The organism is Leptotrichia sp. oral taxon 223, from assembly GCF_013394795.1.
GTDB lineage: Bacteria > Fusobacteriota > Fusobacteriia > Fusobacteriales > Leptotrichiaceae > Leptotrichia.
Map to the genome: position 1 here is coordinate 1,508,900 of NZ_JABXYU010000001.1, position 24,312 is coordinate 1,533,211.

Here is a 24,312-nt window from a genome sequence, read left to right on the forward strand (position 1 = left end):
AAAGGTGAATTGATAAAATAAAAAAACAAACTTTATAAAATAATAGGAGATGAGAAAATGAAAAGAAATAATAGTAAAAAAATATTTTTTATCGCTGGAATGATGATATTATCAGCAGTTGCATACGGAAAAGATGTGTTTGCAAATTATGGAACAAATTTTGGGAAGGTTAGGTTGTCGAAACTTAGTTCTTCGAGTATGGATGATGTAAAAAGAATTGATTCTAATACTTATGAATTGACAGGAAGTGGAGAGTACAGAATTATGGAAGAAGGCGGAAGACGGCTTGTTGTTAATTTGAGCAATGGGACGCTTAATGGGAAATATGATGAATTTTATGCAAACGGAAATAGATTTACAATAGGAAATTATAAAAATGGTAAAAAGGAAGGAGAATGGACGGTTTATACTGAAAATGGAAAAGTCTGGAAAAAATATCAATATAAAGATGATCAGTTAAATGGACGTTATTCTTCGTATTATGGAAAAACAGGGGCTCAGGAAACAGTTGGGAACTATGAAAATGGAAAAATGACAGGAACTTGGACTGAATATTATGAAAATGGCTCAAGAAAATCACAAGGAAACTATTCAAATGGACAGAAAAATGGATTATTTAGTGAATGGAACACTAACGGAGGTAAAAAATCTGAAATTAATTATGTAAATGATGAAATAAACGGGAAAATGAATGTTTACTACGAAAGTGGAAGACCTTTGTATGAAGCAAATATGAATGGGGAAACTGGAACTGTAAGAGGATATCATACAGATGGAAGCCTAGGATTTGAGGGAAGTATTAGAGGCAGAAGAAGAACAGGAACTTGGACTTATTATGATAAATCAGGAAATCCTAGAAAAGTAAATTATTAGAAGTTTATTGTAGTGAAAAAGGAGGGGGAAAATGTCGTATTCAGCAAATGTAAAAAGAGAGATTTTCAATTTGGAAAATTCAGATAAGGATACTGTTTATGCAGAGCTTTTCGGAATTTTTATTGCAAAGAATGTAATTACAGAACATGGAATTTATTTCAGCACTGAAAATGTCTCGCTTGCTAAAAGAATTTATTCAAATTTACGGGCAGTAACAAATATCCCAATTCAGCTAAAATACGTTATTAGTAAACGCCTTGGAACACACAAAATGTATGAAGTGATACTTTTTCCCACTCAGCACAACCAGCAGGAATACAAATCATTTTTAAAAAAAATATATTTTCACAAAAATTTTTCAGTTGTGGAAGATGAAAAACAGCTAGCTGGCATAATTAGAGGTTTTTTTCTTAGCTGCGGATATATAAAGTCTCCAGAAAAAGCTTATGCGATGGATTTTTTTGTGGATACTGAAGATTCTGCCACTTATTTGTATTACTTGTTTAAACAGATGGGGAAAAAGGTTTTTCAGACGGAGAAAAAAAATAAGAGCCTTGTTTATTTACGAAATTCAGAAGACATTTTGGATATAATTTTTTTGATTGGCGGAATAAATTCGTTTTTTGAATTTGAGGAAGTTACGATAAATAAGGAAATTCGGAATAAAATTAATAGAAACATGAACTGGGAAATAGCAAATGAAACTAAAAAACTGTCCGCTTCTGAAAAGCAGATTCACATGATAAAAGTAATTGATGAAAAAATGGGGCTTTCAGAATTGACAGACGTATTAAGTGAAACAGCAAGAGTCCGACTGGAAAATCAAGAAATGTCCCTACAGGAACTGGCAGACTTAATGGAAATTTCCAAATCTGGAATAAAAAACCGATTTAGACGGCTGGAAACAATTTATAAAGGACTGGTAGAAAACTAATTAAGAAAGTTAAGCTGAGGAAAAATTAATGAAATTATTGTCGATTATATATGGATTTATCGTATTTTTACGAAATAAACTTTATGATTTGAATATTTTTAAAGAAAAAAAGGTTGATGGAGTGGAAATAATTTGCATTGGAAATATTGTGGCAGGTGGAACAGGGAAAACACCAGCTGTGCAGTATTTTGTGCAAAAATATTTAGAAAGAAATAAGAAAGTTGGAATTCTGAGTCGAGGCTACAAGGGAAAACGGGAAACTGATTTACTGCTTGTACGAGATGAAAAAAAGATTTATGCCACTTCAAAGGAATCAGGAGATGAAGCCTATTTGCATGCCTTAAATTTTCAAATTCCTGTCGTAGTTTGTAAAAATCGTTACGAAGGTGCAACTTTTCTAAAGGAAAAATGCGATGTGGAAACAATTATTATGGATGATGGCTTTCAGCATAGAAAACTGAAAAAAGATAAAAATATAATTCTAATTGATGCAACAAATCCTTTTGGAATGGACGATTACTTGCCAAAGGGACGATTGCGGGAATCACTTGACGCTTTGAAACGGGCTGATGAAATTATTATTACAAAAAGTAACTATGCTTCGGAAGAAGAAATTGCGAAAATTAAGGAAAGACTGGAAAAATATGAAAAGCCGATTTCTGTCGCTATTTTTGAGGAAAGTTATTTTTACAAATTAAATTTTGAAAATGGGAAAAAGTTTGGTAAAATAAATAATGAAAACAAAATAGGGAATGAAAAATTTCCATTGGAAACTATTAAAAATAAAAATGTACTAATTTTTTCTTCAATAGCAAATCCAGCTGTATTTTATCAGACAATAAAAAAATTAAATCCAAGTAATATTGATGAAATAAAATTTACAGATCATCACGTTTACGCAAATGAAGAAATTTTGGAAATAAAGGAAAAAGCAAAAAGTTATGATTATGTTTTGACAACGGAAAAGGATATTGTGAAAATTGATGAAAATATAGAAAATTTAATGATTTTGAAAATGGAATTTAAAATTATTGAGAAAATGAAATAGAGTTATATTTTTATAAAGTGCAAATAAAACTAAAGCAGGAGGGAGGAATTAAAGTTTGACTGAAAATAAAAAGCTGGAAAGTGAAAACGTATTTTTAAATACAGAAAATTTTTCACAATTTATTCTAAAATATAAAAATAATTTTGAAAAACGAAAATATTTCCAGCTTGACAAAAATTTTAAGATAACAGTTAAAGAACCATCATTTATACTAGAATTGGGATACATTTATTTTAGTGAAAACGAAAAAAATGAAAATATAAAACAAATCATAAATGAACAATTTTTGGAAACATTTAAAGAAAAAGACAAAAAAATAGAACGGTTAAGTAAGGTTGAACTTCCAAAATTAATAGACGGATTTAGAAGAAGCATTTTTAACAAAGAAAAAATTTATGCTGTAAAATTGGGAAATGAACTGCTGTATCGGGATAAAAATAAATTTTTTGAAATTTTATACAACTATTCATTAATTTCAGCAGATACAAATAAACTTGTAAAAACTTTTTTTGCAGAAAAAATGATAGAAAAAATTGAAACTGAAAACGGTTCGAAATTTAGCGAAATTCGTGATAAAATAGACGAGATAATAAAAAATATAATAAATTACTTCACAAAATCTGATTCAACTTTCCTAAATTTTGAAAATGCGGAAAACTTAAACTATTTTGTGGAAAACCAAGCTGATGAACTTTATAAAAAAATTTATGTGGAAAATTACGATAAAATTGTGGAAAAGTATAATATTCAAAATGTGAAAAAAATAGAATTTAGTAAAAATTATGATTTTAAAAATTTAAGTGGAAGTAAAAAAGTATTGTATAAATATCTTGAAAATATTTAATTTTTATTTTAACTTATTTTAGTTAATAATTGTTTTTTCTCTTTTTTTATGTTTTTTGTTTTAGTTAAATTAATTGTTATAACTAAAAAAAAGAAAAAATATTCATTAATATTACAATTTATGATAAATTAAAACACTTTAATAATTCAATAAATTTAGATAAAAAATATATATAGGAAAGGAAATAAAAAAATTATGTTGGAAATGAGATACATAAGGGAAAATGCTGATAAAGTCAGAGAATATTTAAAAAATAGAAATAGTGACTTTGATTTGAATTCATTGCTGAAATTTGATGAGGATAGAAGAAATTTACTTCAGGAAGTGGAAATGCTGAAGAAAGAAAGAAATGAGTCAAGTGCATTGATAGGAAAATATAAACAGGAAGGAAAAGATCCTGCTGAATTGCTTGCGAGAATGCAGACTGTCAGTGCAAAGATTAAGGAACTTGATCAAAAGGTAGCAGAAATTGATGAAAAGCAGCTGGAACTTGCTTATACGATTCCAAACAAATTAAGTGATACGACTCCAGTTGGAAAAGATGAAGATGATAATGTGGAAGTTAGAAAATGGGGAACTCCAAGAGAATTCGACTTTGAAATAAAATCACATGATGAACTGGGAGTGGAACTTGGGATTTTGGACTTTGAAAGAGGGGCAAAACTTAGTGGTTCGAGGTTTACAGTTTATAAAAATGCAGCGGCAAGACTGGAAAGAGCATTGATTGCGTTTATGATTGATGTTCATACTGGGGAACATGGATTTGAGGAGATTTTTACACCGCAGTTGGTAAAAAGAGAAATGATGGTGGGAACAGGGCAGCTTCCAAAATTTGCCGATGACGCCTATAAAATCGATGGTGAAGAGATGTACTTGATTCCAACGGCAGAAGTTACACTTACAAATTTACATAATAGCGAAATTCTGGATGAAGAGGAACTGCCTAAATATTACTGCGGATATACAGCTTGTTTCAGAAAGGAAGCGGGTTCTGGAGGACGTGACTTAAAAGGGCTTATAAGACAGCACCAGTTTAATAAAGTGGAAATGGTAAAAATTGTAAAACCCGAAACTTCTTATGATGAACTTGAAAAAATGGTAAACTGTGCGGAGAAAATATTGCAGAAATTAGAGCTGCCATATAGAGTTTTGGCACTTTGCAGCGGAGATTTAGGATTTAGTGCGGCAAAAACTTATGATCTAGAAGTCTGGGTGCCAAGTCAAGGGAAATACAGGGAAATTTCTTCCTGCTCAAATACAGAGGACTTTCAGGCTAGACGTGCAATGATTAAATACAGGGAAAAAGAAACAGGAAAGAGCCATTTTGTACATACTCTGAATGGATCAGGGCTGGCAGTGGGAAGAACATTGCTTGCCATTATGGAAAATTATCAGCAGGATGACGGAACTATAAAAGTTCCAGAAGTATTAGTGCCTTATATGGGCGGAATGACAGTTATAAAATAACAATCGCTGTAACCTTAATTATCATATTACTGATTTTTCTAAACTGTCAAAAGCTGCTCAAAAATTAAGTTCAATAAAAAATAAGTTATTTAAAAAATTTTAAGTATTTTGAAAATAATTTTGTTATTAAATAAACTGAATGGAGAGGATATGGAAAAATTTGTAAAATTTTTTATAATTATGATAATTATTGCAGGTATAGCGGGAGTTCTTGAATTTAGCGGATATTTGTACCATAATGATATTTTGGCACAGCTGGCAGGCTACAAGACTCAGGGACTTGATATTTCACATCATCAGGAAAAAGTGAACTGGACTCTTGTGGATAAAAAATATAAATTTATTATTTTGAAGGCGACAGAAGGGCAGAATTTTCTTGATACAGATTTTTTATATAACTGGAATAACGCCAGATTAAATGGCTTTGTAGTCGGAGCATATCATTTTTTCACAATGACTAGCAGTGGGGAAGCACAAGCTGACTTTTACATAAGTAAAGTCCCTGATTCCGACAAGACATTGCCGCCAATGATTGATCTGGAAATATCTACAAAAAAATATAAAAAGACGGAAGTAATAAAGCATTTGAAAGATATGGTTGACAAGCTGGAAAAACATTACAGAAAAAGAGTAATTTTCTATGTGAACTATAAAACTTATAATGCATATATAAAAGGTGAATTTCCTGAAAATAGAATTTGGATTACAGACTACAAATATTTTCCCAAAATAGAAGAAGATGACAGATGGGCAATTTGGCAAGTGTCAAAACGTGGCAGAATAGAGGGAATTCCAGGATTCACGGATAAAAATGTGCTTAGAAAAGGAATGACGGTGGAAGAGCTGATAAATCAAAGTAAAATAAATTAAATAAATATACTTAAAAACAAAAATACGGCTATTTAGTTGAATGCTAATTAAAAGGCTTTAAGATATATTTAAAAAAATATTTTATTTTTAACTATTATTTTTTGTTTTCTATTGATTTTTATACAAAAATTTGGTAACATATAATTAAAGAAGTTAATCTAATTAATAAATATTAGGAGGCGTAAAATGAAATATCATTACAAAGATTTAGGATTAGTAAACACTAAAGAAATGTTTGCTAAAGCAAACAAAGAAGGTTATGCAGTACCTGCCTTTAACTTTAACAACATGGAACAATTACAAGGAATTATTGAAGCATGTGTTGAAGAAGGTTCACCAGTAATTCTTCAAGTTTCAACAGGTGCAAGAAAGTATATCGGTAAGGAAATGCTGCCTTGGCTTGCAAAAGCTGCAACAGCTTATGTAGAAGCATCTGGATCTGACATTCCAGTAGCATTGCACTTGGATCATGGTCCAAATTTTGCTGAAGCAAAAGACTGTATCGAATATGGATTCTCTTCAGTAATGTATGACGGATCTCACAACCCTTATGATGAAAATGTTGCAGAAGCAAAACAAGTTGCTGATTTCGCTCATCAGCACGATGTTACAGTTGAAGCTGAACTAGGAGTTTTAGCTGGAATTGAAGACGATGTGGAAGCAGCAGAACATGTTTACACTCAACCTGATGAAGTTGAAGACTTCGTATCAAAAACAGGAGTTGATTCATTGGCAATCGCAATCGGAACATCTCACGGAGCTCATAAATTCAAACCAGGGGATGATCCTAAATTAAGATTGGACATTTTGGCAGAAATTGAAAAAAGAATACCTGGATTCCCAATTGTATTACACGGTTCATCAGCTGTACCAAAACAATTTGTAGAAATGATTAACCAATACGGCGGAAAAATTGCAGATGCAATCGGTATCCCTGATTCAGAATTAAGAAAAGCCGCTAAATCAGCAGTAGCTAAAATTAACGTAGATACTGACGGAAGATTAGCTTTCACAGCAGGAATCAGAGAAGTATTCGCTAAAAAACCAGGAGAATTTGATCCTAGAAAATATGTAGGTCCTGCAAAAGACTACATGAAAGAATACTACAAAGATAAAATCAGAAACGTATTCGGATCAAATGGAGCTTACAAAGCTGGAGCTGCAAGAAAATAACAAATAAAAAAGAAAATTAAATTTGGAACTATCTCAAGTTTATTTTGAAACTTGGGATATTCCTTTTAAGTTTTACATAAATAAAATTTGTTTGAAAGAGGTGAAAATTTTTTTTTTCCTCTTTTTTTGTGGAAAAAACAACATAATTATTTAAAAATATAAATAGAAAAATAGTTATTATACTAAACCCCGTTTAAAAATGAGAGTAAATTTTTATAATAGGGTTGTTCAATAGCTAATTTATAATTATTCAAATTTTTTCTTTTTTATTTTCGTAGGATTGCTCATTGCCGCAAATCCTACAACCTATGACTAGTCTACGACATTTTTCTGCACTGACAAAAAACTCGCTATGCTCAGACAGTTTTGCCATCACAGAAAAATGCTCCGACGGATTAGTTCATGCCAGATTCTGTTTAAAAAACGAAAATTATATCTTAAATTATTTGAAAATATTAGATTATATCCTTTACTAGAAAAGTTTATAATAAATTCGTTATTTAAATGGGGATTAGTGTTAATCATAATAACTAAAACAGAAAAAAAGATTTGATTGAATAGTTAAAGAAATAATCTATTAAATTAAGTGATATTTTATAAATTTGCCAAAATATTTAAAATTGAATAAATAGGAATAGAAAATAGGAGGAAAAATGAATATACATAATAATTCAACAAAATATATATTTGTTACAGGTGGAGTTGTTTCATCGCTTGGAAAAGGAATTGTTGCTTCTTCACTGGGAAGATTGCTAAAAGAGAGAGGTTATAAAGTTACAATTCAGAAGTTTGATCCGTATATAAATGTGGATCCAGGAACTATGAGCCCTTATCAGCATGGAGAAGTTTTTGTTACAGAGGATGGAGCAGAAACTGACTTGGATTTAGGGCATTATGAGAGATTTATCAATGAGAATCTGACAAAGTATAATAATTTGACAACTGGGAAAATTATGTCAAAAATTATTGCGAAAGAGCGTCGAGGGGAATTTTTAGGAGGAACTGTGCAAACTGTGCCTCACATGACAGATGAAATTAAGTACAATGTTATAAAAGCGGCTGAGGAAAATAATTCGGATATTGTAATTACTGAGATTGGCGGGACAATTGGGGATATTGAAAGTGATCCGTTTATCGAGGCGATTCGTCAGTTGAAAAGAGAAGTTGGCAGAGAGAACATTGCCTATATTCACGTAACGTTATTGCCGTATTTGAAAGCTGCAGGAGAGCTTAAGACTAAACCTACACAGCACAGTGTAAAAATGCTTCAGGGGCTTGGAATCTCGCCAGATGTTATTGTAGTGAGAAGTGAACATCCTGTTGATGAAAATATTAAGAAAAAAATCTCGCTTTTCTGCGATATTGATGAAGAGGCAGTTATTGAATCGCTTGATGCAAAAAGTCTTTATGAAATTCCGTTAACTATGGAAAAATTAGGACTTGCCGATGTAATTTGCAAGCATTTTAAAATAAAAAATGAAAAGCCGTTACTGACAGAATGGACTAAAATGGTGGAAAAATTCAAAAATCCTAAAAAACTTGTAAAAGTGGCAATTGTCGGGAAATATGTTGAATTAAAAGATGCCTATATCAGTATTCACGAATCGATAGAACATGCAGGTTTTAATCTTGATACAAAAGTTGAGATTGACTATTTTAAAGCTGGGGAATTTGATGTGAGAAAACTGGCTGATTATGATGGAATTTTAGTGCCAGGCGGATTTGGTGACAGAGGAGTGGATGGAAAAGTTGAAGCGATTAAATTTGCAAGGGAAAATAACATCCCATTTTTTGGAATTTGCCTTGGAATGCAAATGGCGTGTGTAGAGTTTGCAAGAAATGTACTAGGCTACAAAGATGCGACTTCAACAGAATTTGAAAAGGACACTCCATATCCAATTATAAGCCTTATGGAAGAGCAAAAAGGGCTGAAAGATATGGGAGGAACGATGCGTCTTGGGGCATATCCATGTATATTAAAAGACGACAGTTTGGCTGCAAGAGTTTATGGAAGAACTCAAATTGCTGAAAGACACAGACATAGATACGAATTTAACAACGCTTTCAGAGAAGAATTTGAAAAAGCTGGAATGGATATTGTAGGATTATCTCCAGACGGAAATTACGTGGAAGTAATCGAAATAAAAAATCACCCATACTTCATAGCCACACAATACCATCCAGAATTCAAAAGCCGTCCAAACCGTCCACATCCATTGTTCACAGGCTGGATAAAAGCGGCATTAAAGAAACGAAGCGAAAAGTAATAGAAATTAATTGAAAAATAATTTAAGCAGGAAAATGTTTATTAATTAGGAGTTTTTCTGCTTTTTTTGTAAATTAAAAAAAGACAATCTTAAAAATAAGAAAGTCTTTTTATTTTTTAGTTTAATAAAACATATTTTCTATAACAAATCTATAAAAAACAACATTTTTATTTCACTTAATTACTACAATTTATTAGTCTCTGATAGTTGCTAATAATTCTCCTAATACTTCAACTGCTTGGTCAGCATCAGGCCCTTCAGCATGAACTGTAACTTTTGAACCGTTTTTAATTCCAATTGATAATAATTTCAATAAAGATTTTCCGTTTACTTTTTTCCCTTCATTTTCCACTTCTACTGAACTTTCAAATTCTTTTGCTTTAGCAACAAATACTCCACCTGGTCTTGTATGTAATCCTGTAGGATTTGTCATAGTAATTGTTTTACTTGCCATTTATTTATCCTCCTTAATTATATCTCTATCTTAATTTTACAACAGTTTTTGATATTTGTCAATAAGCGTGAAAAACATTTTTTCTGTTAGTCAATCAAATTATATTTTTTGTTTTTAAAAAGTTTTACTGAACTTCGATTAATAGGGAATGGAAATTTTTGTAAATCACGTTTCCCGGTTTACTATTTTTAATTTTTTTTACAAATTTTCTTTCACAGTAGTCAACGGTAACTTTATTGCCTTTTTTGGCTTTAGAGTATTCGCAGGCAAGGTTTGCGGCGTGTGTCAGAACGTCATCAGGCACTTCCTGATTATTTCGTAGAATAAGGACGTGGCTTCCAGGAATGTCTTTTACGTGCATCCAGATGTCGTTGGGCTGGCCTTTGGAAAAAGATATTTCCTCATTTTCCTTGTTGTTCCTTCCAACAAAGATTTGAAAGCCTTTATAGTCAAATGACAGCAGTTCACGTTTTTTTGACTTGTTCAATTTTATTTTATTTTTTATTTTATTTCCGTTATTTGATAAGTTCAGCTCGTTTTCAATTTCCTCGATTCTAATAAAATCATTTTCCTTTTCAATAAACATTTTTATTTCCTCAAAATATCTTATTTCATTCTGAATGTCTAAAAATCTGGAATTTAAGGCTGAAATTGTACGTTTTCCCTTGTTATACCTATTGTAATAAAAATTCAAATTATCATTTGGAGATAAAAGCGGATCCAGATTTATCGTAATTTCCTGATTATTGTAAAAATCAAAAGCTGTAATTTTTTTCATTCCATATTTTATCTGATGCATATTTGCCGCCAGAATATCCCCGATATTTTTATATTTTTCAAAGTTTTCATTTTTCTTCAAGTCAACTTTTATATTTTTCTCAATTTTTTTGAATTTTTTTATTTGTGAATCAACATATTTTAATAAATTTTTCTTTTTTTCGCTAATAACGTTGGAAGTAATAGTTGCTTTAAAATAGGTATTTAAGCCATCGTTTAAGGTTTCAAAATATTTTCTTCCATTTTCTAAACGTTTGTTTTCCTTTTGACTAAATTCGGAAAATTCATTGTAAGTTAGCACTTTCTGGATTTTTCCACGATTTAAGATTTCATACATTACTGGCTTATAGCTGGATAAATATTTTTTGAAAGTATCATAATCTTGTGAACACTCCAGTGCAAAAGCACGCCCCACACCTTCGATTTTTTCTATAAAAGTTTCAGTTTTAAATGGAAAATTTTCGGATTCCAGATAAAGTGGCGAAATCTTTTTTTCCTCAAATGGCAAAGTATATCTTGCACCTGTCATAATAACACGGTTCCCAACATCAATCGAAGCAAAATAAAGTGCAGAGAGGATTTTATCTTTGCTAGTCAAGAAAATATTGCTCGCTTTTCCCATAATTTCAATAATTAACGTATATTTTTCCACATCCCCAAACTGATTTAACTTTTCAAAGTCAAAATATACAATCCTGTCAAAACCTTCCTGCCTAATATTTATCAAAATTGAATTTTGCAGATGCTTTTTTAATGACAATAGAAATTTTGACTGAAAATCAGTATTCGGATCCTTTTCGTCCTTTAAGTAAAAAATCGTTGAGTTGTCCTTTACTTGAAAAATTAAGTTATTCTTTCCAAAAAAAAGTGAAAATGAAACTCTGTCATATTGAAAAATTTTTGTCAATTTATACCGTAATATTTTTTCTTTTATCTCTTTTATCAAAAATGAAATTCCAATTCCATCTAAATAAAGCATATTCCCTCCTTGATATATTTTATTTTTATCAAAAAAATCACAATTAAACTAATAACTGTGATTATATCTTTAAATTTTTAATTGTTTCAAAATCTTTAAAACCTAATTTTTGAGCGTCTTCATCTGTTCTGTTACGACACAACTTTTTTAAACTTTTTCTAATGGCTCCACCTGGATATTTTAAATTAATTACAAAAACTAAAGATTCTAATATTAAAACTGATACTGCTATCCTATCTGATATTTTACCATTAATAAAATATAATTTGTTTTTAAATTCATCTAATATCTTGGGCTTTGTGGAAAATTTTATATCTACAATATTTGAGTTATGAGCTGACAAGTTTCTAATTAAATTGATATTTTCTAACCAAGATAAATATATAATTCCAGATAAATTATGTTCTTTAGCTATTTTATTCTGATATTTTTTATATAGTAGTTTATTTATATAAATCCAGTATTTCCCCAAATGTCAAAATATCTGTTACTAGCCATATTGGTATTTTATTGTGATTTTGTTTATACATTTCGAGCAATTCGTTTTTACTATTTCCCAAACTTCTATCTATTCTTTTTTTAAAATCTTTTTCTTTAAATGCTCTGAAATGTCTACAATATTCTGTTTTATCTACCCACTTATAAAAATCAAGGTATCCATAAGCTCCAAATTTTTCACCTATTAAATAAGAAAATTTAGTTTTTAATGAAATTTCGACTTTTTCAGTTAATCTTAATAAATTAATTCTTAAATTCTTATTTTCATAAAATCTAGTTAATATTTCATCAAAAGTAATGTCTTGTATATATTGTCCATTTTTAAAATAAGGTAACGAGCATTCTTTTAATTTATAGTAATTTATAAATTGCAATACTTTTTCAGCTTTTTCTTCATCAGTGATAATCATTCCCCTATCTTTAAAGAGTTTTACTTGTTCTTTAAAAGTCAGAAATTCATCTCTTGCCATAATCATTTTAAATTCTCCTAAAAAAAAGCCCTGCGTAGGTATACTAACCTTGTATTATTTAAAATACTGCAGGGGGTTTGATATAATTAATTTTACTCTATTTTTATAAAATTGTCAATAAAAAATCAAAAAATTTTATTACAGTTACTATATTTAGTTGCCATTGTTCTTATGTTGTTTTATTATTATCTTATTTAATGATTTTGTAATAGTGGATTTTCTTAAAGCGTATTTTTCCTCACCATAATATTTTCCGCATCTTCAATATTCAACACTTTCTCATCCCCATCTACAAGCAAAGTTATCAAATATTTGTCAATATTCAGGATTTTTATAAGAGATTTTATCATAACGCCTTTTTCATTTAAATATTTTCTGATCGCAACGCTTCCTTTTATTGAGGAAACCTGTACTAAATCATCTTTTTCAAAGTTTAGTATTGATTCAGGCTGAATGTCCTTTTTGACTTTATCCAGATTTTTTACGATTGTTTCAAAAACTTCGATGAATGTGTCCAGTTTTTTTTGTGGAATATTATCTGTAATTTTTTCAAGAATATTTGAGTGAAAATTTCCATGATAGTTTAATGCGACTTTTCCTTTTGGAGTCAGTTTTACAAAAACTTTACGTCTGTCAATATCCGACCGGGAGCGTTCCAGAAATTGCTTGTCAGTCAGCTTGTTTACGGCGACTGAGGCGGTTCCCATTGTAATGCCCAGTTTGTCAGATAGTTCATTCATTGTGATTTCATTTTCCCCAATCGCTTCAATAATATGAAGTTCAGATGTAGTCAGACATTTAATTACCTGATTTAAATTTATTTCTTCAATTTTATAATATGTTTTATAGAATTTGTCTAATAGAGTTTCTATTTTTTCATACATTTTAACTGTTCCTTTCTCGCTTTATTTCAGACTTTTTCATAACTTTGCTTATTTTTCAAAATGTATTATTTTAAAGATTCAATTTTTTCTTTATAGTTTCCGCTGAAAATATATGAACCCGCAACTAGCACATTTGCTCCGGCTTCTTTTACCAGTTTCGCAGTTTCAGCGTTGATTCCGCCGTCCACTTCAATATCAATATTTTCATTAATTTTTCGCAAGTCTTTTATTTTCTGAAGCATTTCAGGAATGAATTTCTGTCCCCCAAACCCTGGATTTACTGTCATAATTAACACCATATCAATGTTATTCAGATCATATTTTATGACATCCAGTGGAGTAGAAGGGTTTAATGCCACTCCTGCTTTTTTTCCAAAAGATTTTATTAGCTGGATTGTTCTGTTCAAGTGCTTTGTAGCTTCAGCATGGACTGTGATTATGTCTGAAAATTGTGCAAAATCTTCTATTAAGTAATCTGGTTCGTTTACCATAAGATGTACATCAAATACAAGGCTGCTATGTTTTCGTAAAGATGCAATAACAGGAGCTCCAAAGCTGATGTTTGGTACAAAGTTTCCATCCATGACGTCTAAATGCAGATATTCCGCTCCCAGTTTTTCCACTTTCGTAATTTCTTCCTTTAATTTGCTGAAATCTGCAGCTAGAAGTGAAGGAGCAATTATTATTTTTTTTTCTTTAGTCATAAAAATCAACTCTTTTCTTTATTTTTAAATTATTTATTAAATTTTATATTTTGTAATGAATATAGATAAAAATCATATCGTTCTTGTGAAATATTATTATTTTCCACGTTTTCCTTTATTGCACAGTTTGGCTCGTTCACGTGAATGCAGTCTCGAAATTTGCAGGTGGGAATAAATTCCAGAAATTCTGGAAATAATTTTTCCAGTTCCTTTTTTTCTTCCAGCTTCGGAAAATCAAGCGTTGAAAATCCTGGAGTGTCTATTATGTATGAATGTGGCGCTGACATAAAAAATCGGCTTTCTATTGTTGTATGCCGTCCTTTTTTTGTTTTTTGGCTGACATCATTTGTGGCTAATACTTCTTCGCCAATTAGAGTGTTAATAAGCGTGGATTTTCCAGTTCCTGATGGCCCTGAAACTACAACGGACTTTTCGTTTATGTATTGCTTTAATTTGGTAAGTCCAGTATTTGTCTGCGTAGAAATTGGAAAAACGGAAATTGTATCTTTAAAAATTTGTTTAAATTTATTAAAAAATTCTGATAACTCTTCTTTTGAAACTAAGTCAATTTTTGATAATATCAGTACAACTGGAATATTTTGAGAATTTGCATTTAACAGCATTTTCTGGAAATTTGTAAAATCAAAATTTGGACTTTTTATTGCAAATAGAATACCGATAAAATCGATGTTTGCAATAAGTGGACGATATAAAAAGTTTTTTCTTTTTTCAATTTTTTCAATAATTTTTTCCTTTTCGTCAAATTCTACAATATCCCCGATAATACAGTTCATTTTATCATTTTTTACTTTTAATGTTCCACGTAGTTTACATTCATAAATATTTTCTTCATTTAAAGTTTTGGAATTTTCATCCAAAACATAGTAAAATCCTTTTATTTTTCTAATAACTTTTCCTTTGATAAAAATATTTGGGAGAAATTTTAAAATAAAAATTCAAAATAACTCCCATCTCCTTTCTAAATTTTTTCCTATTTTAGCTATTCACCATCATTATCTCCGCCGCTGGAATCATTATTATTTCCGCCACCGCCTTGTGTGTTGTTACGTGGAGGAGATTGTGTGTTTCCGTTATTCTTCTGCTCGTTACCTTGCTGATCCATTTTGTTGATAGTGTTGTCAATGATCTTTTCAATTTCCTGATTATCTATCTCTTCCTGAGATTTATTAATAATTTCCTCAGTCGATCTTTCACGTTTCTTCGGAGCGGCTCCAGTATTTAATACAATTGATACCTTCTGTCCTCTCTGAATTTTCGTTCCAGCTGCAGGATTTGTTGAAATAATTGTATTTACAGGCAATGTTGGATCGCTTGTACGTGAAATATTTCCAATATCAAGCCCAATCTGTTTTAGCAATTCTCTCGCATCATTCAAGTCAAGCCCTGTTATATTAGGCATAACTGATGGATCTACCATTTGCTGTGAAGAAACCAGTATTGAAATTTTCTGGTTAATCTCAAGTTTTGTACCTGGTTTTGGATAAACTCCCAAAATCGTGTTATATTTCTGATTGGATGGGTAATAGTCAATCGTTTCAATCTGAATATTTTGTCCTTTCAGCCGGGATCTTGCTTCAAGCAGTTCCAGTCCAATAATATTAGGTACTTTTACATCTTCCCCATTATTTACCCAGATTCTTATAACTCTGTTTACCTTGACTTCCTTTCCTGGACGTGGATCTTGATTGTAAACTGTATCCAGTGGTACTTTTTCTGTCTTGGAATTAATAACTTTGACTTTTAACCCGGCTTTTTTCAAATATTTTACAGCATCCTTCTTGTCAAGATTCATAACATCAGGAATAACTGTAAGCCTAGTGTTAAAAAAGTGACGTTCAAAAACATCTTTCCCAAATCTTATTAATGCCACTAAACAAAGCAGTACAATAATAGTTCTAAAAAACTTACCATAATTAAATTTATATTTTGTGGCCATTTTTCACCTCGTTATTTTTATTGTTAATTCTTTACTTTATATAATATCATAAATATTGAAAAAATGATATAAATTTATTTTTAAACACACGGTAGATATTTTATTTAATTCCTACTTTAAGTTATTCTGATTAATAGTTATTATTTTGTAAATTGACGGCAATGAGCAATCCTGCGAAAATAAATAAGAAATTTAAAAATTACAGAGAAATATTTATTAACAGGAATTATCTAATAAATTTTTCATAATATATCCGATAATCTGCAAATTAAAAGAATTTTAAAATAAAAATAAAAACCCTCATTTACTTTTAATATACGTATGTTATACTTATATAAAAGATAGAAAATTTTAAAAATAATAAATAAAAAATGGAGGAAAAAGATGAAAAAGATAGCGATTGCACTATTTTCCTTGATGAGCATACTTTCATTTGGTGCGAATGAGAATATTGTGAGAAAGATAAGTGTTACGGGGAATGCAGAAAGGGAAGTTATGCCTGATTTGGCGAAGATTAATTTTAAGATTGAGGAAAAGGGGAGTAATTTAAGCCAGACGACTAATGAGGTTACCAAGAAGATTGAGAAGTTTAAAAGTGAATTGAGAGCTAGGAAAATATCGCTTGAGAATTTGGAAACAAAAGCGTTTTACAATAGGAAAGGGACCGAATATCAGAATGATGAAGATATTCTGGATGTGAAAACTGTTCCAAATAAAACTGTCAAAAAGACTGATAAAAAGCCAACTTCTTATGATGTAAAAATGTCAATGCTAGTAAAAAATACAGATTTTAACAAAATTTCAGCATTGATTGACTTGGAAGATGGGAATAATTTACAAAGCATTCAGAAAAATTTTGATGAAAATACATTTGCTTTTAATATAAATGAAAACGGAACAACTGTTGATCAAGCTTTAAATAAAGTATTTAACAAACTTAATACTTCAAGAAGAAAGTTGATTTCGGCTGGAATCCCTGAAAATGATATTATTTTGAGTGATTATACGATAAAAGAAAATTATACAACAGATAATAAAAATTCGAGAAAAGATGTCTACTATGTTACAAATGAGTTTGTGCTTACGACAAAAAATATAAAGGAACTTAATACTATAATTTCAATTGCTGATAATAACGGAATAAATATAAACGGATCAATTAACTTTGACTTGTCAGACAAAGACAGAATCGAGTCAGAAATGTATAAAGATGCCTACAATCAGACAAAACAGAAGGCAGAAAGCATTTTACGTTCTAGTAAGATGAAATTGGGAACACCAATTATTGTGAGTGAAGATGTGGAATTTCAGCAAAAGATGATTGACAGGATTGATCAGGATTGGGAAGTGACATATGAAGCAGCACCAGCACCGATGGCAGAATATTCAAATGCTAAAGTTTCAGCTTATTCAGTATCAACGTCTTCACGAATGGATAGCAAAAAGCCAAGAGTTGACTATACTCCAAAACCATTAAAACTTGTACAAAATATATCAGTTATGTATGAAATGAAATAATTTAAGGTAAAAATGTTCAGCTTTATATGTGAATAATTATAAAGCCAGTAAAAGTAATATTTTAATTTTTATAAAAATTGAAATTGAGAAAGGAATTTTAAAATGAAAAAAATAATAGCGTTACTTATAATGATTTTTTCGGTAATATCATTTGCAGATGGTGAAGTTACTGGAAAAAGAATACAGGTTAGAGGAGTTTCAAAAAAAGAAATTATGCCAAATTCGGCAAAAATTGCTCTTACGATTCAAACTGAGAATGAAAGTCTGGATAAGGCAAGTGCGGAAAATTCACAAATTTTAGAAAGATATAAAAGATTGCTTGCTCAGACTGGGACAAAATATAATAAGATTAATTCGACAGGATATTCCACTTATGAAACATATAACTGGGATACGGTAATTGAAAACAAAGGAAAAAAGGAATATAAAACAAAACTTTCAGTAGAAGTTGACAGAATTTCTCTTGATACATTAAAAAACTTTATGAGCGTGCTTGCGGTGGAAAAAATTTATTCGTTGAACAGAAGCAAAAACGGTACATATATTTTTACTATTGAATCCCAAAATGCGACAAATAAACAGGCATACCAGAATGCAATGTCAAAATTTAATGATATTCAGCAAAAATTGAGCAAAGCAGGAATTCCCGCAAGTACAGTAAAAATTTCAGGATACGACAATAAGGAAGTGAGCCTTGAAAAAAGAACAAGCAACAAAAAAAATATCCAAGTCGTTTCACATCAAATAGAAGTTGAAACAAGAGATTTAAAAAATCTTGGAAACATCATAAATGTAGCAAGCGCATTAGGAATCGGTACAACTGGACAAATCGAATACGACATTGACAATAAGCAGCAGCTGGAAAATGAACTTTACGAAAATGCCTACAAGGAAGCCTTGAAAAAAGCGCAAGTTATTCTTGGAAAAACTGATTTAAACCTAAAAAATCCTGTTACAATAACAGATAAATCATATGGAGTTATCCAACCATACTACGATTACAACTACAATTATTACAACGAAGCCAGTTACGCAACTAACTTAGTGCAAGTGAAAAAAAGCGACAGGGAGCTTCTTGATGAATCCGCAAGAAGAAACATCGTAATTTCTCCAAAAAAATTAAATATTTCAAAAACTGTCTACATCGAATTTGAAATGAACTAAAAATATAATTTAAGAAAACTGCCGTATTTATATAATATGGTAGTTTTTATTTTCTTAAAAATCAACGAAAAATTAAAAAGAAATAATTTTTAAATTAATATACAGTTGTAAATCAAATAAGGTTATAGTTTTTTTCAAATCGGTATTGACTTTAAAAAAAAATACTGTATAATTAACATTATTGTTTAAAAAATTGTGAATTGTAATTTGTTTTAGGAGGAATTTTTTTATGAAAAAGTATCATGATGATGCTGTTAAGTTATTAGAACTTGTTGGTGGAAAAGAAAATGTTGTGGCGGTTACTCACTGTGCGACTAGAATGAGATTTTCTCTTGCAGATGAGAAAAAAGCAAATCCAAAAGAGATAGGACAGCTTGACTCTGTTAAAGGAACATTTACTAATGCGGGACAGTTCCAAGTAATCGTAGGAAATGATGTTGCAGATTTTTATAAGGAATTTATAAATGTATCGGGCATTCAGACAGCTTCAAAAGAAGATGTAAAAAAAGCCGCTATGCAAAAACAGCCATTATTACAAAGAATGGTCGCACATCTGGCAGAAATTTTTGTACCATTAATTCCAGCATTGGTAGCTGGAGGGCTTATGCTTGGGTTAACAAATTTCTTAGGGGCAGAGTTGCCGTTTTTACATAATAAGTCATTAAATCAACTATATCCTTTAGCAGCTAATTTATCTAAATTTATAAATTGGATAGGGGTAGCTGTATTTGGAATGTTGCCAGTTTTAGTTTCGTGGTCAACAGTTCGTAAATTTAAAGGTAACGAAGCACTAGGAATTGTATTGGGGCTTATGCTAGTTTTAGCAGGAACAATGTTAAATGCTTATACTTATGGGGATATTGTAGCAAAAGGGCATAATATAAGAGAAATGTTGATTAACGGATCTGCAGAATATGGAATAAAAGCAGGAGAATATGTTATTGATTTAGGATTTTATAAGATTTTAATGATAGGATATCAAGCACAGGTATTACCAGCAATGTTTGCAGGAATTGCAATGTGTTATATAGAGAAATTCTTTAATAAACGAACTCCAGAAGTTTTAAAATTAGTTTGGGTGCCATTTATAACATTAGTTGTAACTGGTTTCTTGACTATATTATTTATAGGTCCTTTTGCAAGAATGATTGGAGAAGGATTAACTGGATTGTTTAAATTCTTATTCCAAACACCAGGATTAAAATATTTTGGAGCAATAATATTTGGAGCAACTTATGCACCTCTTGTTATTACAGGATTACATCATACATTCATGGCAATAGATTTTCAGTTGCAGGCAACTTTGGGAGGAACATTTATTTGGCCATTAATTGCCCTATCTAATATTGCTCAGTCAGGAGCAGTATTTGCAACTTACTTTATTTATAAAAAAGATAAGAAACAAGAATCAGTTTCATTATCTTCAACAGTATCAGCTTGTTTTGGAATTACTGAACCAGCATTATTTGGAGCAAACTTGAAATTCATGTATCCATTTTATGCAGCATTGTGTGGTTCAGTTCTAGCGGCTTTAATTTCAACAGGATTTGGAGTATTATCAAATGGAATTGGTGTAGGAGGACTAGCATTAGCATTTCTATCAATTAAATTTACTAATGGAGGAATTTATCAGTTAGGTTTTTGGATTGCTTCGATTGTAGCGTTTGTAGTTCCATTTGTTTTAACATTCGTATTTTCAAAAACAAAATTGAATAAGGAAAACAAATAAGTGTATTTATAAATTATAAAAATAGCAGGTTTTTTTAACTCCTGCTTTTTTTGAAGAATAAAAAAATAAGGAGAGTGACGGATTATGAAAAAAAATATAGTAATGATTTTGTTTATTATGCTAATTGCTGGAGTAATTGTAAATGGAGCAGTACGTAAAAATAGGAAGAAACCAGACAGGACGAGAAATGATGAAGAGAAGGTGAGTGAGAAAGCTGTGAGTTTATCGAATTATGATGGAGTAAAGAAAATTAGTATTTTTGTACAAGGTTTTGAGAGCGGGCCTGCTGTGAGCAAAGTTATTTTGCAAATGGATGACTATCGAATTACAGGACTTGATAAAAATAACTGGAAGGTAAAGACTAATGGAATTGAGAGAAAAGTAACTAATGTGTATATTTCAGATAATAAGGGGGAAAAAGCCTTTGACACGGGTATTATTACGATTGAATTAGAAAATGTATTTAATCAGAAAACTTTGAAATATGAAGGAACTCCATTTTCGTATAACATTAAAAAGTTTTTTAATGAATGGGTAAAAGAATATGTTGTGGAAATTGAGGGGAAAGTTACAGTTAATGGGAAAGATTATTTGGTTAGTAAAAAAGAAGATGTGATTAATAATAGAGTTTCGCCAGATACAGAATTGTTTAATTATAGAAACTCATTTAGTGGAAATTATAAAAACCCAATTACTAAAAAAATAGAAAATTTAAAACTGGAAATGGCGGCGTATGAGCCTGAAAATTTGAAAAAAGGTGAGAAAAAACCGTTAATCGTTTGGCTTCACGGACAAGGGGAAGGTGGAACGGATCCTGATATTGATATTTTGGGAACAGAAACTTCGGCACTTGCGAAAGAGGAAATTCAGAAATATTTTATTGCAGGAGGAACTGATACAAAAGGAGCATTTGTTCTAGCGGTTCAGTCACCAACTTACTGGATGGATGAGGGTGATGGAACTAATGGAAATGGAAGTGGAAATTCGAGATACACTCAAATTTTGATGGATACAATCAAGGAATATGTAAAACATAATCCGTATGTTGATACAAACAGAATTTACCTTGCTGGAGATTCAAACGGCGGATACATGACTGTAAATATGATAATTACTTATCCAGATTACTTTGCGGCGGCAGTGCCAATTTGCGAGGCGTATGCTTATCACGAATATGCAAGAAATAGCGATGGAACTTATAAGACAAATAATATTGAAGTTTCGGCAGGCGGTAAAAACAGTGCGGTTTCAAGATTTGTGGAAACTAAAAAACTGTGGGTAACAAAAGAAAAAATTCAGAAGATGAAAAAAACGCCAGTATGGTTTATTGCCGCAGCAGATGACGGGATTGTTACACCGAAAAAATTCTCGCTTCCAACGTATAGGGATTTATTAAGGGCTGGAGCAGACAATGCGTGGTACTCATATTATGAAAATGTAGTTGGGACAGATGTGCCAAATTCAAGATTTCCTGGACATTTTTCGTGGATATATTTTTTGAATAATCAAGTGGAAGGTGTGCAGAACAGGGATAAAATAAAAAATTCCAAAGACACCGAAACTTTCGGATTTGAGCCAAGTAACGCTGGAAAAGGCGGGAGTGAAAAGGCTAAAGTTAATGGAAAAACATTTGAAAATGTATTTCAATGGATGAATTTTCAGAAGAAAACGAATAAAAAATAACAGGTGTTCTGCAAAAAATGCTTGCAATTTTATATAAAATTGTAGTATGATGTAACGGTAGAGAAGATTTTTAACAGGAAGTTTAAAAATCAGAACAGACTAGAGAAAAGTGAGGTAGAAACGATGGCAAAAGAAACATTAAATCCATTTGAGATTGCTCAAAAACAAATCAAATCAGCTTGTGATAAATTAAACGCAGATCCGGCTGTTTATGAAATCCTAAAAAATCCTATGAGAGTGATGGAAGTATCGTTTCCGGTAAAACTGGACAACGGAACAGTTAAAACATTTACAGGATACAGATCTCAACATAACAATGCAGTAGGGCCTTTTAAAGGTGGACTTAGATTCCATCCAGATGTAACAAGAGACGAAGTAAAAGCATTATCAACTTGGATGACATTCAAATGTTCAGTAGCAGGAATCCCTTATGGTGGTGGAAAAGGTGGAATGGCAATTAACCCTAAAGATTATTCTAAAGCTGAATTAGAAAGAATCTCTAAAGGTTTTGCAAAAGCGATTTCACCAATTATTGGAGAAAAAGTTGACATACCAGCTCCAGATGTTAATACAAACGGACAAATCATGTCATGGATGGTTGACGCTTATGAAGAAGTTGCAGGAAAATCAACAAAAGGTGTATTTACAGGAAAACCTTTAGAATTTGGAGGCTCTCTTGCAAGAACAGAAGCAACTGGATACGGAGTTAATTTAACAGCTAAAAAAGCATTGGCAAAATTAAACATTGATGTTAAAGGAGCAACATATGCTGTACAGGGATTTGGAAATGTTGGATTTTACACAGCATATTATGCACATAAAGACGGAGCAAAAATTATAGCTTTCTCAAATACAGATGTTGCAATTTACAATGAAAACGGAATTGACATGGAAGCTGTAATAAAAGACTTTGAAGAAAATGGACGTATTACAGAAAACAAAGGTTACGGAAAAGACATTACAAATGCTGAATTATTGGAATTAGAAGTTGACGTTCTGGCTCCATGTGCCTTGGAAAACCAAATTACTTCTGAAAATGCTGACAGAATTAAAGCAAAAGTAGTTGCAGAAGGAGCAAACGGGCCAACTACTCCAGAAGCTGATGAAATCTTATTCAAAAAAGGAATCGTAGTTATCCCTGACATTCTGGCAAATTCAGGTGGAGTTGTAGTTTCATACTTTGAATGGGTACAAAACCTGCAAAGTTACTACTGGTCATTTGAAGAAGTTCAACAAAAAGAAGATGCGCTGTTGTCAGGAGCATTTGAAGATGTATGGGCTTTAGCAGACGAATACAAAGTGGATTTAAGAAATGCCGCTTACATGAAGAGTATAGAAAGAATTTCAAAAGCAATGAAATTAAGAGGATGGTATTAATTTTTTAAATTCTTGATTTAAGTTAAATATAAAAAGAAAGAACCTGTTTCTATTTTTTACTAAATAATTGTAGAGCAGGTTCTTTTTTTTATTAAATTAATGTATTTAGATAATTTAAATTCTATGATTGACTATCTAAATAATAATTATTTTTCTTGTAATTTTTTAAAATCCTTATCAAGCAGTGCAGGTGTAAATTCAGTTATTACAGTTTCTATCAGATTATTTTTATAATAAGGATCATCTTTTAATATTTCCTCAAGTTCTGCTTTTGTTACGCTATATGCCAAAATAAGTCCGCCAGTTGGAGGATTTTGCCGTCCTCCTGCGATAAATTTTCCAGCATCAATATTTTTTTGAATAAACTTAAAATGTTCCTGTCTAAATTTCCCTACTTCTTCTAACGATTTTGTATAAGTTGTAGATACAATAAAAATTGAGTTCATAAATTTATTTTCCTTTCCCAAATTATTTTTTTCACGCTATACTAGTATTGTACAATATATTTTAGAATAATCAATAAAAAGATTTAATTTGTTAATAAAACTATAATAAAAATAATTTTATTATTCTAAAATTCTATTTTGCAATGAAAATTTTTAATACACAAAATAAGACGAGCAAAATATTGTAAAATTGAAT

22 protein-coding genes are annotated in these 24,312 nt (G+C 30.8%); 13 read left to right on the forward strand and 9 right to left on the reverse strand.

The features are described 5' to 3' along the window. Positions 1-57 precede the first annotated feature (57 nt). The 8 genes from HW275_RS07390 to HW275_RS07425 all read left to right on the forward strand — a co-directional run bounded on the left by HW275_RS07390 (position 58) and on the right by HW275_RS07425 (position 9,476). Entirely contained in the window at positions 58-873 is an 816-nt protein-coding gene (locus tag HW275_RS07390; RefSeq protein WP_178935919.1) for a toxin-antitoxin system YwqK family antitoxin, read from the forward strand. 31 nt (positions 874-904) lie between these two features. Beyond that, entirely contained in the window at positions 905-1,807 is a 903-nt protein-coding gene (gene whiA / locus HW275_RS07395; RefSeq protein ID WP_178935920.1) for a DNA-binding protein WhiA, read from the forward strand. Between the two features lie 28 nt (positions 1,808-1,835). Beyond that, positions 1,836-2,855 carry a tetraacyldisaccharide 4'-kinase gene (gene lpxK, locus HW275_RS07400; RefSeq protein WP_178935921.1) on the forward strand — a complete coding sequence of 340 codons (1,020 nt, stop codon included), beginning with the start codon at positions 1,836-1,838 and terminating at the stop codon, positions 2,853-2,855. A 55-nt stretch (positions 2,856-2,910) separates the two neighbouring features. After that, on the forward strand, positions 2,911-3,699 hold the full coding sequence (locus tag HW275_RS07405; protein WP_178935922.1) for a hypothetical protein: 789 nt from the start codon (positions 2,911-2,913) through the stop codon (positions 3,697-3,699). A gap of 195 nt (positions 3,700-3,894) precedes the next feature. Beyond that, on the forward strand, positions 3,895-5,166 hold the full coding sequence (gene serS / locus HW275_RS07410; protein ID WP_178935923.1) for a serine--tRNA ligase: 1,272 nt from the start codon (positions 3,895-3,897) through the stop codon (positions 5,164-5,166). Between the two features lie 150 nt (positions 5,167-5,316). Beyond that, positions 5,317-6,036: a GH25 family lysozyme gene (locus HW275_RS07415; RefSeq protein WP_178935924.1), complete on the forward strand. Its 720-nt coding sequence runs from the start codon at positions 5,317-5,319 to the stop codon at positions 6,034-6,036. A gap of 186 nt (positions 6,037-6,222) precedes the next feature. Further along, on the forward strand, positions 6,223-7,209 hold the full coding sequence (locus HW275_RS07420; RefSeq protein WP_178935925.1) for a class II fructose-bisphosphate aldolase: 987 nt from the start codon (positions 6,223-6,225) through the stop codon (positions 7,207-7,209). Positions 7,210-7,862: 653 nt separating this feature from the next. Beyond that, positions 7,863-9,476 (forward strand): CTP synthase, encoded by a 1,614-nt coding sequence (locus tag HW275_RS07425; RefSeq protein ID WP_178935926.1) that lies wholly within the window; start codon positions 7,863-7,865, stop codon positions 9,474-9,476. 193 nt (positions 9,477-9,669) lie between these two features. Here HW275_RS07425 and HW275_RS07430 read toward each other — a convergent pair whose 3' ends face one another. The 8 genes from HW275_RS07430 to HW275_RS07465 form a co-directional block, all read right to left on the reverse strand. Beyond that, entirely contained in the window at positions 9,670-9,930 is a 261-nt protein-coding gene (locus HW275_RS07430; RefSeq protein ID WP_178935927.1) for an HPr family phosphocarrier protein, read from the reverse strand. Positions 9,931-10,054: 124 nt separating this feature from the next. Continuing rightward, complete coding sequence (locus HW275_RS07435) at positions 10,055-11,686, reverse strand: NFACT family protein (protein WP_178935928.1); 1,632 nt, start codon at positions 11,684-11,686, stop codon at positions 10,055-10,057. Between the two features lie 61 nt (positions 11,687-11,747). Next, entirely contained in the window at positions 11,748-12,158 is a 411-nt protein-coding gene (locus HW275_RS07440; RefSeq protein WP_218975111.1) for an Abi family protein, read from the reverse strand. Continuing rightward, positions 12,130-12,660, reverse strand: coding sequence for an Abi family protein (locus HW275_RS07445; protein ID WP_178935929.1), 531 nt, complete (start codon positions 12,658-12,660; stop codon positions 12,130-12,132). Before HW275_RS07445 ends, HW275_RS07440 begins: the two co-directional genes overlap by 29 nt. A gap of 215 nt (positions 12,661-12,875) precedes the next feature. Further along, positions 12,876-13,538: a MarR family winged helix-turn-helix transcriptional regulator gene (locus HW275_RS07450; RefSeq protein ID WP_178935930.1), complete on the reverse strand. Its 663-nt coding sequence runs from the start codon at positions 13,536-13,538 to the stop codon at positions 12,876-12,878. A 65-nt stretch (positions 13,539-13,603) separates the two neighbouring features. Continuing rightward, the gene (gene rpe / locus HW275_RS07455; protein WP_178935931.1) at positions 13,604-14,242 is read right to left on the reverse strand and encodes a ribulose-phosphate 3-epimerase; all 639 of its coding nucleotides are present in this window, start codon (positions 14,240-14,242) and stop codon (positions 13,604-13,606) included. A 29-nt stretch (positions 14,243-14,271) separates the two neighbouring features. Next, positions 14,272-15,120 (reverse strand): ribosome small subunit-dependent GTPase A, encoded by an 849-nt coding sequence (rsgA, locus tag HW275_RS07460; protein WP_218975112.1) that lies wholly within the window; start codon positions 15,118-15,120, stop codon positions 14,272-14,274. Positions 15,121-15,242: 122 nt separating this feature from the next. Continuing rightward, positions 15,243-16,199, reverse strand: coding sequence for a PASTA domain-containing protein (locus tag HW275_RS07465; protein ID WP_178935932.1), 957 nt, complete (start codon positions 16,197-16,199; stop codon positions 15,243-15,245). Positions 16,200-16,583: 384 nt separating this feature from the next. Here HW275_RS07465 and HW275_RS07470 point away from each other — a divergent pair, with 384 nt between their 5' ends. The 5 genes from HW275_RS07470 to HW275_RS07490 all read left to right on the forward strand — a co-directional run bounded on the left by HW275_RS07470 (position 16,584) and on the right by HW275_RS07490 (position 23,670). Further along, positions 16,584-17,717, forward strand: a complete 1,134-nt coding sequence (locus HW275_RS07470) for an SIMPL domain-containing protein (RefSeq protein ID WP_178935933.1) — start codon at positions 16,584-16,586, stop codon at positions 17,715-17,717. Between the two features lie 102 nt (positions 17,718-17,819). After that, positions 17,820-18,881: an SIMPL domain-containing protein gene (locus HW275_RS07475; protein ID WP_178935934.1), complete on the forward strand. Its 1,062-nt coding sequence runs from the start codon at positions 17,820-17,822 to the stop codon at positions 18,879-18,881. Between the two features lie 229 nt (positions 18,882-19,110). Next, a complete protein-coding gene (gene treB, locus HW275_RS07480; protein ID WP_178935935.1) occupies positions 19,111-20,610 on the forward strand; it encodes a PTS trehalose transporter subunit IIBC in 1,500 nt (499 codons plus the stop codon). An 84-nt stretch (positions 20,611-20,694) separates the two neighbouring features. Further along, a complete protein-coding gene (locus HW275_RS07485) occupies positions 20,695-22,293 on the forward strand; it encodes a prolyl oligopeptidase family serine peptidase (protein ID WP_178935936.1) in 1,599 nt (532 codons plus the stop codon). Between the two features lie 123 nt (positions 22,294-22,416). After that, on the forward strand, positions 22,417-23,670 hold the full coding sequence (locus HW275_RS07490) for a Glu/Leu/Phe/Val dehydrogenase (RefSeq protein ID WP_178935937.1): 1,254 nt from the start codon (positions 22,417-22,419) through the stop codon (positions 23,668-23,670). Between the two features lie 146 nt (positions 23,671-23,816). Here the strand turns inward: HW275_RS07490 and HW275_RS07495 are convergent, their stop codons facing one another. Beyond that, a complete protein-coding gene (locus HW275_RS07495; RefSeq protein WP_178935938.1) occupies positions 23,817-24,116 on the reverse strand; it encodes a YciI family protein in 300 nt (99 codons plus the stop codon). Between the last annotated feature and the right edge of the window lie 196 nt (positions 24,117-24,312).